This is a genomic window from Caballeronia zhejiangensis (assembly GCF_000698575.1).
Taxonomy (GTDB): domain Bacteria; phylum Pseudomonadota; class Gammaproteobacteria; order Burkholderiales; family Burkholderiaceae; genus Caballeronia; species Caballeronia zhejiangensis.
This window is the reverse complement of the sequence record NZ_JFHD01000026.1, coordinates 1-12,551: the sequence shown is the minus strand read 5'-3', so window position 1 is coordinate 12,551 and position 12,551 is coordinate 1. Positions and strand designations below refer to the sequence as shown.

At 62.2% G+C, this 12,551-nt stretch carries 9 protein-coding genes; 4 read left to right on the top strand and 5 right to left on the bottom strand.

Annotated elements, in window-relative coordinates; genetic code table 11:
• Positions 1-263 precede the first annotated feature (263 nt).
• A complete protein-coding gene (locus BG60_RS25720; RefSeq protein ID WP_033536942.1) occupies positions 264-1,505 on the top strand; it encodes an MFS transporter in 1,242 nt (413 codons plus the stop codon).
• A gap of 251 nt (positions 1,506-1,756) precedes the next feature.
• Positions 1,757-4,030, top strand: coding sequence for an NADP-dependent malic enzyme (locus tag BG60_RS25715; RefSeq protein ID WP_034473239.1), 2,274 nt, complete (start codon positions 1,757-1,759; stop codon positions 4,028-4,030).
• A gap of 71 nt (positions 4,031-4,101) precedes the next feature.
• Here the strand turns inward: BG60_RS25715 and BG60_RS25710 are convergent, their stop codons facing one another.
• Entirely contained in the window at positions 4,102-7,677 is a 3,576-nt protein-coding gene (locus BG60_RS25710; RefSeq protein WP_034473237.1) for an indolepyruvate ferredoxin oxidoreductase family protein, read from the bottom strand.
• A gap of 345 nt (positions 7,678-8,022) precedes the next feature.
• Here BG60_RS25710 and BG60_RS25705 point away from each other — a divergent pair, with 345 nt between their 5' ends.
• Positions 8,023-8,232 (top strand): hypothetical protein, encoded by a 210-nt coding sequence (locus tag BG60_RS25705; protein ID WP_008352707.1) that lies wholly within the window; start codon positions 8,023-8,025, stop codon positions 8,230-8,232.
• A gap of 94 nt (positions 8,233-8,326) precedes the next feature.
• Here the strand turns inward: BG60_RS25705 and hppD are convergent, their stop codons facing one another.
• Positions 8,327-9,430, bottom strand: a complete 1,104-nt coding sequence (hppD, locus tag BG60_RS25700; RefSeq protein WP_008352709.1) for a 4-hydroxyphenylpyruvate dioxygenase — start codon at positions 9,428-9,430, stop codon at positions 8,327-8,329.
• Positions 9,431-9,575: 145 nt separating this feature from the next.
• Between hppD and BG60_RS25695 the strand changes: the two genes are divergently transcribed.
• Positions 9,576-10,079 (top strand): Lrp/AsnC family transcriptional regulator, encoded by a 504-nt coding sequence (locus BG60_RS25695; protein WP_008352710.1) that lies wholly within the window; start codon positions 9,576-9,578, stop codon positions 10,077-10,079.
• A gap of 75 nt (positions 10,080-10,154) precedes the next feature.
• On the opposite strand, the gene BG60_RS25690 is transcribed toward BG60_RS25695, so the two are convergent.
• From BG60_RS25690 to BG60_RS25680, 3 genes are all read right to left on the bottom strand, one after another.
• Positions 10,155-10,751, bottom strand: a complete 597-nt coding sequence (locus BG60_RS25690; RefSeq protein ID WP_235366314.1) for a GNAT family N-acetyltransferase — start codon at positions 10,749-10,751, stop codon at positions 10,155-10,157.
• A gap of 288 nt (positions 10,752-11,039) precedes the next feature.
• On the bottom strand, positions 11,040-11,645 hold the full coding sequence (locus tag BG60_RS25685) for a TetR/AcrR family transcriptional regulator (RefSeq protein ID WP_008352714.1): 606 nt from the start codon (positions 11,643-11,645) through the stop codon (positions 11,040-11,042).
• A gap of 33 nt (positions 11,646-11,678) precedes the next feature.
• Positions 11,679-12,479, bottom strand: coding sequence for a DUF1835 domain-containing protein (locus tag BG60_RS25680; RefSeq protein WP_034473234.1), 801 nt, complete (start codon positions 12,477-12,479; stop codon positions 11,679-11,681).
• Between the last annotated feature and the right edge of the window lie 72 nt (positions 12,480-12,551).

The window sequence follows — 12,551 nt, the reverse complement described above, 5'->3', positions numbered from 1 at the left end:
AAGCGGGAGGCGGCCGCGCGGGCCCTGGCGCATGGATCAACGCGGAAAGAGCATTCCTTTCGGATGGCTTTTGGCGTTTCCTGCGCGCGTGTCGACGGGACTTGGCGCTTCGGCGCCTTAGTTCGGCGCCTTAAGGCCGTCCCATGCACAGCTAGCCCGCCATTTTACCCGAGGCGGCGAGGCGGGGCGAATTGTTTGCAGGTTGTGAAGCCGCGCCGCTCGCGCGTAAACTCGCGGCGCTGTTGCGCAACTTCACATCGCCGATGACATCCGTTCCCTCTACACAAGATTCCAGCGTCGCGCCCACGCGCCACGCGCTGCAGGCGCTCATCGCGTCCGTTCTCGGCTACGCGATGGACGGCTTCGATCTGCTGATTCTCGGCTTCATGCTGCCCGCGATCGCCGCCGACCTGCATCTCACGCCCGCGCAATCCGGCGCGCTCGTCACGTGGACGCTCGCCGGCGCGGTCGCGGGCGGCATCGTGTTCGGCATGCTGTCCGACTATTTCGGCCGCGTCCGCATGTTGACCTGGACGATTCTCGTGTTCGCCGTCTTCACCGGTTTATGCGCGCTCGCGCAGGGCTATGGCGATCTTCTGATTTACCGCACCATCGCCGGGATCGGGCTGGGCGGGGAATTCGGCATCGGCATGGCGCTCGTCGCCGAGGCGTGGCCCGCGCGTTTGCGGGCGCGCGTGTCGTCGTATGTCGGAATCGGCTGGCAACTGGGCGTGCTCGCCGCCGCGCTCGTCACGCCGTTGCTCCTCCCCCTGATCGGCTGGCGCGGCATGTTCGCGGTGGGGCTGCTGCCGGCGGTGGCGTCGTTTTTCGTGCGGCGGCATGTGGAGGAACCCGCGCTCTTCACCGAACGCCGCGCGGCCGCGAAAGCGAACCGCGCCCGCAAGCTGCCGCTCAAACGTCTCTTCGACGACGCCCGCACCGCGCGCGCGAGCATCGGCGTCATCATTCTGTGCTCGGTGCAGAACTTCGGCTATTACGGGCTGATGATCTGGCTGCCGAGCTATCTGTCGAAGACGTTCGGCTACTCGCTCACGAGATCCGGTCTCTGGACCGCGGCCACCGTGCTCGGCATGGCGCTCGGCATTTGGCTGTTCGGTCTCGCGGCGGATCGCTTCGGGCGCAAGCCCGCGTTTCTCGTCTATCAGATCGGCGCGGTCGCGATGGTCTTCGTCTACTCCAATCTGACGAGCCCGTCCGCGTTGCTGATCGGCGGCGCGGTGATGGGCGTGTTCGTGAACGGCATGCTCGGCGGCTACGGCGCGCTGATCTCCGAAATCTATCCGACCGAAGCGCGCGCGACAGCGCAGAACGTGCTGTTCAACATCGGGCGCGCGGTGGGCGGTCTGGGACCGGTCGCGGTCGGCGCGCTGGCGGCGCGCTATTCGTTCGCGGTCGCGCTCGCGTTCCTCGCGTCGATCTATCTGCTCGATGTCATCGCGACGCTCTTTCTGATCCCCGAAAAGCGCGGCGCCGAGCTCGTCTGAGCGTGCTTCATCGGACGAAATTGCGCTGAAACGTTGCATCGCGTCATTTCAAGTGCGCGGTGTACACTGGACGTCCCAAAAAAACCAAGGCTCCGTCCGCTCGTCACATCCTTCCGAGCGGCACGTTGCGTCTATCCGACGTGCCGAGCCGTGATACTTGGTCCATCGATTCACATTTCCGCATTCATTGCAGCACGGTCGACGGCAGTGTGAACCCTGTTCAAATAATTCCCAAACGTCTCAGGTCAATCATGGACGAACAACTCAAGCAAAGCGCCCTCGCGTATCACCAGAATCCCCGCCCCGGCAAGATTTCGGTTACTCCGACCAAGCCGCTATCCAACCAGCTCGATCTCTCGCTCGCGTATTCGCCGGGCGTCGCGGCCGCTTGCATGGCGATCTACGACGAACCGCTCGACGCGCAGAAGTACACGTCGCGCGCGAATCTCGTCGGCGTCGTGACGAACGGCACGGCCGTGCTGGGACTCGGCAACATCGGCCCGCTCGCGGCCAAGCCGGTAATGGAAGGCAAAGGGTGCCTGTTCAAGAAGTTCGCGGGCATCGACGTGTTCGACATCGAGTTGGCTGAAACCGATCCGGACAAACTCGTCGATGCGATCGCGATGCTCGAACCGACGCTCGGCGGCATCAATCTCGAAGACATCAAGGCGCCGGAATGCTTCTATATCGAGAAGAAGCTGCGCGAGCGCATGAAGATTCCCGTTTTCCATGACGATCAGCACGGCACGGCGATTATCGCTTCGGCGGCGATTCTCAATGGCCTGAAAGTGGTCGGCAAGAAGCTCGAGGAAGTGAAGCTCGTCTGCTCGGGCGCGGGCGCGGCGGCGATCGCGTGTCTGGATCTGCTCGTGCATCTGGGTTTGAAGAAGTCGAACACGCTCGTGATCGATTCGAAGGGCGTGATCTACGAAGGCCGCGGCAATCTGGATGCGTCGAAGGAGCGCTATCAGGCGTCGACCGACGCGCGCACCCTCGCCGATGCGATGCACGGCTGCGACGTGTTCCTCGGCTGTTCGAGCGCGGGGGTGCTGAAGGCCGAGATGGTCCAGACGATGGCCGACAAGCCGCTGATTCTCGCGCTCGCGAATCCCGAGCCGGAAATCCGCCCGGAAGAAGCGAAGCGCGTGCGTCCGGACTGTATCGTCGCGACGGGCCGTTCGGACTATCCGAACCAGGTCAACAACGTGCTGTGCTTTCCGTTTATCTTCCGCGGCGCGCTGGATGTCGGCGCGACGACGATCACCGAAGAGATGAAGCTCGCGTGCGTGCGCGCGATCGCGGAACTCGCCGAAGAGACCGATCAGGGCGATGAAGTCGCGAAGGCATACGAAGGTCATTCGCTGGAATTCGGTCCGGAATATCTGATTCCGAAGCCGTTCGATCCGCGCCTCATCATCAAGATCGCGCCGGCTGTCGCGCAAGCCGCGATGGATTCGGGCGTGGCGACGCGTCCGATCAAGGACATGGACGCGTATCGCGAGACGCTCGGCGCGACGGTGTATCGCACGGGCATGGTGATGCGCCCGGTGTTCGCGGCGGCGAAGGCGGCGCCGGCGCGCATCGCGTTCGCGGAAGGCGAGGACGAGCGCGTGCTGCGCGCCGCGCAGTTCGTGCTGCTGGAGAAGATCGCGAAGCCGATCATCATCGGGCGTCCGGCGGTCGTCGAGATGCGTCTGCAGAAGATGGGCTCGAAGCTGAAGCCAGGCGTCGATTTCGAGATCGTGAATCCGGAAGACGATCCGCGTTATCAGAAGAGCTGGCAGGCGTATCACGAGATCGCCGCGCGTCAGGGCGTGACGCCCGAAAGCGCGAAGGCCGCGCTGCGCAAGTTCAACACGCTGATCGGCGCGATTCTGGTTCATACCGGCGACGCGGACGGGATGATCTGCGGTCTCATCGACACGTATCAGGATCATCTGAAGTTCATCGATCAGGTGCTCGGCAAGGCCGAAGGCGCCAACAACTTCGCGGCGATGAACTTGCTGATGCTGCAAGGGCGCAATCTGTTCATCAGCGACACGTACGTCAATGAGACGCCGACGGCCGAACAACTCGCCGACATGACGATTCTCGCCGCGCGCGAGATCGAGCGTTTCGGCGTGCAGCCGAAGGTCGCGCTGCTGTCGAATTCGAACTTCGGCAGCGTGCCGAGCGCATCGGCGAGCCGGATGGCCGAAGCGCGCAAGCTGATCGCCGAGCGCGCGCCGGATCTCGAAATCGACGGTGAAATGCACGGCGACGCGGCTTTGTCGGAAGCCGTGCGCAAGGCTTCGTTCCCCGGCACGACGCTGCATGGCGAGGCGAATCTGCTCATCATGCCGAACGTCGAGGCGGCGAACATCACGTATAACCTGCTCAAGATGGTGAGCGGCGAAGGCGTGACGGTCGGGCCGTTCTTGTTGGGTGCCGCGAAGCCGGTTCATATCCTCACGCCGGCGGCGACCGTGCGTCGGATCATCAATATGACGGCGGTGGCGAGCGCGAATGCGCGCGTGGCGAAGTAAGGTTTATTTGCTGCGCTGAAAGAAAAACGGCGATCCGGGAACGGATCGCCGTTTTTTTTTGAGCCAGCGCGTCAGGCTACTTGTCGCTTTTCGTCGCCCTGCGGATCGCGCCACCGTCCCAGCAACTTCTCCCACTTCAGCTTCGCGGCCTTCACGTTGTTTTCCTTGATGTGCCCATACCCGCGCATCGAATCCGGCAGATTCGCCAGTTCGATCGCGAGCGGCAGCTTCTCTGCCGTCAATCCGCCGATCAGCTCCTTCACCAGCCCTTCGTATTCGCCGATCAACGCGCGCTCCATCTTCCGCTCCTCCGTGCGTCCGAACGGGTCGAGCGCCGTCCCGCGCAGGAACTTGAAACGAGCGAGAACACGCATCGCGGACATCATCCACGGGCCGTACTGCTTCTTCACCAGATGCCCATGCGAATCCTTCTTCGACAAGGAAGGCGGCGCGAGATGCACCTTGATCTTCCAGTCGCCTTCGAAGCTCCCGCGAATCTTGTCGAGGAAAACCGGATCGGCATACAGGCGCGCGACTTCGTACTCGTCCTTATAAGCCATGAGCTTGTGAAGATTCTTCGCGACAGCTTCCGTCAACGAATAATCACCGGTTCCGAGTTCCGCTTCCTTCGCGCGCACCGACGCGACCAGCCGCCCATACCGCGCCGCATAAGCCGTGTTCTGATACTTCGCGAGATAGTCGAGCCGCTTGTCGATGAGCGTATCGAGCGCCTTCGGCGTATGCAGCGCAATGATCTTGCCCGGCGCGTCTTGCGTGTGCGTCCCGTGAGCGAGCCGCGTAACCGACGAAAGATCGTGCGCCGCGCGTCGTCCCCATTCGAACGCCGCGAGATTCTTCTCGACCTGCACCGCGTTCAATTCGATCGCGCGCACCAGCGATTCATGCCGCAGCGGCACCCAGCCCTTCTGCCACGCAAACCCGAGCACGAACGGATTCGTATAAATCGCGTCGCCCATCAGCGCGACGGCGAAGCGGTTGGCATCGACGAGCGCGACGTGCTCGCCCGCCGCCGCGCGGATATCCGCCTCGGCGCTCGCGCCCGGAAAGCTCCAGTTCGGATTCTTGATGAACTCGGCGGTCGGCGTTTGCGCGCTGTTCACGACGACACGCGTGTGGTCCGGCTGCATCCGCGAGCCGCATTCGTTGCTCGCGGTCACGATCGCGTCGCAGCCGATGACGAGATCCGCCTCGCCCATCGCGATGCGCGTCGCGTGGATATCGGCAGGACGATTCGCGATCTGCACGTGGCTCATCACGGCGCCGCCTTTCTGCGCGAGACCGGTGACGTCGAGCACGGTGACGCCTTTCTGCTCCAGATGCGCCGCCATGCCGAGCAGCGCGCCGATCGTCACGACGCCCGTTCCGCCGACGCCCGTAACCAGCACGCCATACGGCCGCCCGATTTCCGGCAGCTCGGGCGTGGGCACGGCGGGCATCGCATCGCTCGCGACGCTCGTCGCCTTGGGTTTCTTCAACTGCCCGCCTTCCACCGTGACGAAGCTCGGGCAGAAGCCGTTCAGACACGAATAGTCCTTGTTGCACGTCGACTGGTTGATCTGCCGCTTCGTGCCGTACTCGGTTTCGAGCGGTTCCACCGACAGGCAATTCGACTTCACCGAGCAATCGCCGCAACCTTCGCACACGGCCTCGTTGATGACGACGCGCTTCGCCGGATCGGGAAACGCGCCGCGTTTGCGGCGACGCCGTTTCTCGGTGGCGCAGGTCTGGTCGTAGATCAGGATCGACGTGCCCGGAATGTCGCGCAACTGGCGCTGGATATCGTCGAGTTCATCGCGATGATGCACGTCGATGCCCGGCGCGAGTCCGACATTCGCCGTGTACTTCTCCGGCTCATCCGTGACGATGACGATCTTCGCCGCGCCCTCCGCCGCGAGCTGATGCGTGATCTGCGGCACGGTCAGCACGCCGTCGACGGGCTGGCCGCCCGTCATCGCGACGGCATCGTTGTAAAGAATCTTGTAGGTGATGTTCACCTTCGCCGCGATCGCCGCGCGGATCGCGAGCAGGCCCGAATGGAAGTACGTGCCGTCGCCGAGATTCGCGAAGACGTGCTTGTCGTTCGAGAACGGCGCCTGGCCGACCCACGCGACGCCTTCGCCGCCCATCTGGCTGAACGTGCTCGTGTTGCGGTCCATCCAGACCGTCATGTAGTGACAGCCGATTCCGGCCATCGCGCGCGATCCTTCCGGCACGTTCGTCGACGTATTGTGCGGACAGCCCGAGCAGAACCACGGCTTGCGCTCCGCCTCGACGCGCGGCCGCGCGAGCGATTTCTCCTTCGCGTCGATCACGGCGAGGCGCGTCGCGATGCGCGCACGCACGTCGGCGGGGAGATCGAACTTTTCGAGGCGCGTGGCGATCGCCTTCGCGATGATCGCGGGCGACAGCTCGTAGTGCGCGGGCAGAAGCCAGTTGCCCATCGGCACGGACCATTCGCCGCCGGCGCCGTCTTTCTCGTCGAACTTGCCGTAGACGCGCGGACGTTGCGCATCTGGCCAGTTGTACAGCTCTTCCTTGATCGCGTATTCGAGAATCTGGCGCTTTTCTTCGACGACGAGAATCTCTTCCAGCCCGCGCGCGAATTCCTGCGCGCCTTGCGCTTCCAGCGGCCACACGCAGCCGACCTTGTAGAGACGAATGCCGATTTGCGAACACGTCGCGTCATCGAGGCCGAGATCGGTCAGCGCCTGACGCACGTCGAGATACGCCTTGCCGCCGGTCATGATGCCGAAGCGCGCGTGCGGCGAATCGATTTCCACCCGGTCGAGCTTGTTCGCGCGCACATAGGCCAGCGCCGCGTACCACTTGTAGTCGAGCAGACGCGCTTCCTGCACGAGCGGCGGATCGGGCCAGCGGATGTTCAGGCCGCCGTCGGGCATCGCGAAATCGGTGGGCAGCACGATTTGCGTGCGATGCGGATCGATATCGACCGAAGCCGACGACTCGACGACATCTGTCACGCATTTCATCGCGACCCACAGGCCGGAGTAGCGCGACATCGCCCAGCCGTGCAGGCCGAAATCGAGATATTCCTGCACGTTCGACGGAAACAGCACCGGCAGTCCGCACGCCTTGAAAATGTGCTCCGACTGATGCGCGAGCGTCGACGATTTCGCGGCATGGTCGTCGCCGGCGAGCACGAGAACGCCGCCGTGCTTCGCGGAGCCAGCGGAGTTGCCGTGCTTGAAGACATCGCCCGAGCGATCGACGCCCGGACCTTTGCCGTACCACATCGAGAAAACGCCGTCGTATTTGGCGCTCGGGTACAGGTTGACTTGCTGCGAGCCCCACACGGCGGTGGCGGCCAGATCTTCGTTCACGCCCGGCTGAAACACGATCTGATGCCCGGCGAGATGCTTCTTCGCCTTCCAGAGGGACTGATCGAGGCCACCGAGGGGAGAACCGCGATAACCGGAGATGAATCCGGCCGTATTGAGACCAGCGGCTTTGTCGCGCTCTTGCTGGAGCATCGGCAGACGCACCAGCGCCTGGATGCCGCTCATGTAGGCGCGGCCGCGTTCGAGCGTGTATTTGTCGTCGAGCGTGACGGACTTCAGCGCGGCTTCTAGCGAAGCTCTTTGTTCTGCGTCTAGCGGGGCGTTCATTATGTGTCTTCCTCCACCCGAGGTTTGGGATCACCAAAGCATGTTTCGGGCCGTCGCGTCTTATGAACGGTCGGGCCGGGATTCCAGTTTGCCGGTCTAAGGGTTTTCGAGACAGTGGGACAAACCCGTTAAAAATTCCTCGCTTGGTTGCGCTTTGCGTCAATTCCTTGACGATTTGACCGTGATCGGGAAGGTTTTGTTACATCGTGTAAAACCGACCGATCTGCGGAACCCTGCCGCTCAGCTCTGTCTAAAATGGCGCTTCCGGAAATCCCGTGCCATCTTTTTAAGCACGTTTTGGCTTCCGAAAGCGAGTTGTACGCAAGCAGTTAGAAGGAGATAACGATGAAACAACGCCACATCCAGAATTTCTTGATGGTTTCGGCAGCCTTTTTCGCCATTAGCGCGCCCGTTGGCGGCGCACGGGCGAATAATGCCTCGCCGTTCGGGGCGTCGTCGGTTGCACAGGTCGCGCAAGTGCGCGTTCAGTCGGTTCAGGCTGGCGCCCAACAGCGCCGCGAATCCGAAAGCAGCGACGACGAGACGGCGGGCTGACCCGATCGTCGCGGTCCGCGCCGACAAAGCGGGCCGCCGGAATGGAAAAAGGGACATGAAATTCATGTCCCTTTTTTTGTGCCGCTCGTATTTCTTAACTCGCGGTGGTGTCCTTCAGCACGCCACGGCGCATTTGATCCAGTTCGATCGATTCGAACAGCGCCTTGAAGTTGCCTTCGCCGAAGCCCTGATTGCCCTTGCGCTGAATGATCTCGAAGAAGATCGGCCCAATCTGGTTCTCCGTGAAGATCTGCAACAGGATTTCGTCCTTGGTGCCGTCGATCAGAATCTTGCGCTTTTTCAGTTCCGCGACGGATTCGCAATGCCCCGGCACGCGACGATCGACGAGTTCGTAATACGTGTCGATGGTATCGAGCAGCGCGATCTTCGCGCCGCGCAGTCCGTCGACGGTGCCGTAAATGTCGCCCGTGCCGAGCGCGATGTGCTGAATGCCTTCGCCGTGATACGCGTCGAGATATTCCTGAATCTGGCCGGCGTTCTCCGAGCCTTCCTCGTTGATCGGAATGCGGATCTTGCCGCACGGCGAGGTCATCGCTTTCGACTTCACTGCCGTCACCTTGCCTTCGATATCGAAGTAACGCACTTCGCGGAAGTTGAAGAGCCGCTCGTAGAACTCCGCCCATTCGACCATGCGGCCGCGATGCACGTTGTGCGTCAGGTGATCGATATACGTGAGGCCGTGGCCGACCGGATTCTGCTCCGCGCCCGGGATCGGCTCGAAATCGACGTCGTAAATGCTGATATCGCCGATGCTGCCCGGCTGCGCGCCGTTCTTGCCGCGCCAGCGATCCACGAAATAGATCAGCGAATCGCCGATGCCCTTGATCGCCGGGATATTCAGCTCCATCGGACCGGTCTTGTTGTCGAAACCCCAGGCGCCGAGTTCGAGCGCGCGCTGATACGCCTTGGCGGCATCGGCGACGCGGAACGCGATCGCGCAGATCGACGGCCCGTGCAGACGCGCAAAGCGCTGCGCGAAGGAATCCGGCTCCGCGTTCACGATGAAGTTGATTTCCCCTTGCCGATACAGCGTCACATCCTTGTGACGATGCTTCGCGATCGCCGTGAAGCCCATCTGCTCGAACAGTTTCCCGAGCGCGACGGGATCCGGCGCGGTGTATTCGATGAACTCGAAGCCGTCGGTGCCGACGGGATTGTCCCAAGTCGTTGCGGTCATGCATGTCTCCTGATTGGCGTGCGGCGCGTGTGCGCGACGTGAAGACAGTTTAGTCAGATGGCGATGGCAAAAACTTGCGAAACAAATCGCGCATTCATAAGATTGCGCACGATACTGCTAATCGAGTGCATTCCGGAGCTATGAAATGGCCGAACCCGAATTGGACATGATAGACCGCCGCATTCTTGCGATCCTTCAGGAAAATGGCCGGCTGTCGAATCAGGAGATCGCCGAGCGCGTGAATCTGTCGCCGAGTCCGTGCTTGCGGCGCATCCGTCGGCTGGAGGAGATCGGCGTCATTCGCGGGTACGTCGCGTTGCTCGACGCAAAAAAACTCGGGCTCGGCTTGCTTGCCTATATCAACGTGCGTCTGGAAAAGCGCGGCGGCACGCAGGCCGCGGCGGGCACACCGAAGGCGCCGACGCACGGCGATCTCTTTCGCGAAGCCGTGCGTTCATGGCCGGAAGTCGTTGCGTGCGACGCGATGACCGGCGAGATGGATTTTCTGCTGCGCGTGCAAGTGCGCGACATGGATGACTTTTCGCGCTTCGTGCAGGACGAGCTGCTGCATCATCCATCGGTGATCGACGTACGCTCGAGCTTCTCGCTGGAGCGCATCAAGGAGACGACGGTTCTGCCGTTGCGCTGAAATGAAAAAGGGCGGTCGATGCCGCCCTTGCTGGTCCCGCTCGCAGCGCAAACCCCGCGCTGTTCTCGATGATGGTTAAGCTGCGTCCGCCGTCGGAACGAACGCCTGAAAAACCTGCGACGCACGATGCGCCTGGCGCTTGATCGCGTAGTCGAACACGGCCGCTTGTTCCTGGAGCATTTCGGCCATGATGCTGGTCTGATCGGCCGGCGCGAGCGACAGATAGGCGTCCGCTTCGCCGTACGCGTACTCGATCTTCATGCCCGACTTCTTCGCGATGTGCATCATGGTCGAGTTGCGCGACAGGCAGTGCATGTAGAGCACCGACACGTGCGTGTTGCGGCTGCGCATGGCGGCGCGCTCGAAGAGCTTCGAGCCGACGCCGCGGCCGCGGGCGCTTTCGAGCACCGACACGCCGAACTCGGCGGTGCGCTTGTCGCCTTCGGCGGGCAGATAGGCCAGATGGCCGACGCCGATCAATTCCAGCGCGCTGCCGAAGACACCGAACACCTTGTCGTCCGCGAAATTGATGTTGCGCACGTAGTTCTCGATGACGTGGTCCGGCACGATCTGGCCGAACCGCAGAAGACGGTCGTCTTCATCGAGCGCGAGGAAGTGCGTGAGGAGACGCTCGCGATCCGCCGAAGACAACTCGCGGACGAGAACCGGCATACGCGCGTCTTTGAGCGGCTGATCGTGCGCGACGATCTGCTCGGCAGTGCGGTTGATAGTCAGTTCCACGGTCGTTTCTCCTTCGATTCGTCATGCAGCGTGCTGCAAAGCAAAACGAATTCTAGCCGATCTGGGAGAAGCGAGTACGGGAAAACCCTTAAAACCGATTAGGTGTGACGTTCTAAACGTGCGCTGAAATCAATTTAGGTCAATGAAATCAGTCGCTTAACAGGTTGGCGTGAACGCAACGGTTCACCGACCGGTGAGTCTGTTGTGCCGCAGCATTTTCTAACGGTCGACGTTTAACCCATTTTCGATCATGTCGACGACCTGCTCGGCGAATTCGCTGTAGCCGAGCTTTCCGCCCGGCTTGAGCCAGGTGAACGTCCAGTTGATCATGCCGAACACCATCATCGTGAGGGCGGTCTGATTGTCCTTGGTCGCGCGTTTCGGATACGCGCGCGCCAGTTGTCGCGCGAACGCCGCCACGATGTCGCGCTGACGATCGAGGACGATTTCGCGCTGCGCCTCTTCGAGATACTTCACGTCGTTCAGCAGCGCAACGTGCCGGCTGTGCGACGTCTCATATTCGGCGAGGAACGCGCGCACGAGCTCGGCGAACGCCTCGCGCTCGCCCAGTCCGCGCCGCTGGCTCGCGCCTTCGACCTCCGCGATGATCAGCATCAGCCGCTTCGTGTAGCGATCGAGCAGATCGAAGAGGATCGCTTCCTTGCTCTCGTAATAGTGATAGAGGCGGGCTTTCGACGTGCCGCTCGCCGCGGCGAGATCGGCCATTGAGGTACTGGGATAGCTCGTCTGCGCGAATTTCGCGGCGGCGAGTTCGAGGATCTGTTCGCGTTGCGTCTCGTGATCGGGCGCTTTGGTACGGGCCATGTGTTCGAAGAATGCGTTCTTATAAATATGGATTCAGCGGCGCAGTTCGGCCTGACTGATTTCGGACGGCGTGCCGCGGATTTTAAGCCGTCCCGCCATCACGAGTTCGCGGCAACGCCAGAACGCGACGGCATCGGAGAGCAGGAAATCGAAGCGCTGTGCCATCGCCGCGCCGGCGATGCGGGCGGCCGGCTTCCATTCTGGACTGGCGAGATCGAGCAGCGCTTCGTCGACGTCGGTCCACGTTCCCGATACGAGCATGTTGTCGCGCAGCCGGCGCGTTTCCGCGTTGGCGTACTTCGCTTCCTGCCATTCGAGCGCGAGCCGGCTGATGCGCAGCACGGAAATGGGCGCGGCGGTCGGCAGCTTCGCGACCAGTTGCTTCGGCGAGAACATGCCGACGGCCGTCGCGCGGTCTTCGCGGCTGACGCGTTGCGGCTCGCTGTCGTCGGTTCCGATCGACAGATCGTCGTACGTGAGTTTTGCTTCGTTCAGGCGCTGCGGCGCATTGCGCAGATGATAGGCGACGCGTCGCAACGTGAGCTGATCCGCCGCGCTCTGACCGTGCCACACGACGATCTGTCCGTCGCCGCGCGCGAGGCGGGTGAAGAGCGCCTGTTGCTGTTCGAGTTCGTCTTCGAAGTCGATGCCGCTCGTTATGATCTGACGCCAGAACGTGGCGCGCGCGAGCACGGATTCGTCGATGTCCCTAAGCGGACCGACGGCGAGATCGTCGCGCAGCGCAATGACGCGCTCATCGCGTTCCGCGCGCAGCAGGGCTTCGGTGAGCGATTGGGCCGCGCTATCGCCATTCGTGACATGAATCGTGTTCATCGGTGTCGGCTGCCGGAAAGACGAAAGGACCGCTCGGGTGAGCGATCCTAGTTTACGCGAATCGAATGCCGG

What these genes read in the sequence shown, in the direction of transcription:
- BG60_RS25720 (WP_033536942.1), top strand. Translation starts at nt 264, where the DNA reads ATGACATCCGTTCCCTCTACACAAGATTCCAGCGTCGCGCCCACGCGC.
- BG60_RS25715 (WP_034473239.1), top strand. Translation starts at nt 1,757, where the DNA reads ATGGACGAACAACTCAAGCAAAGCGCCCTCGCGTATCACCAGAATCCC.
- BG60_RS25710 (WP_034473237.1), bottom strand. Translation starts at nt 7,677, where the DNA reads ATGAACGCCCCGCTAGACGCAGAACAAAGAGCTTCGCTAGAAGCCGCG.
- BG60_RS25705 (WP_008352707.1), top strand. Translation starts at nt 8,023, where the DNA reads ATGAAACAACGCCACATCCAGAATTTCTTGATGGTTTCGGCAGCCTTT.
- hppD (WP_008352709.1), bottom strand. Translation starts at nt 9,430, where the DNA reads ATGACCGCAACGACTTGGGACAATCCCGTCGGCACCGACGGCTTCGAG.
- BG60_RS25695 (WP_008352710.1), top strand. Translation starts at nt 9,576, where the DNA reads ATGGCCGAACCCGAATTGGACATGATAGACCGCCGCATTCTTGCGATC.
- BG60_RS25690 (WP_235366314.1), bottom strand. Translation starts at nt 10,751, where the DNA reads ATGCCGGTTCTCGTCCGCGAGTTGTCTTCGGCGGATCGCGAGCGTCTC.
- BG60_RS25685 (WP_008352714.1), bottom strand. Translation starts at nt 11,645, where the DNA reads ATGGCCCGTACCAAAGCGCCCGATCACGAGACGCAACGCGAACAGATC.
- BG60_RS25680 (WP_034473234.1), bottom strand. Translation starts at nt 12,479, where the DNA reads ATGAACACGATTCATGTCACGAATGGCGATAGCGCGGCCCAATCGCTC.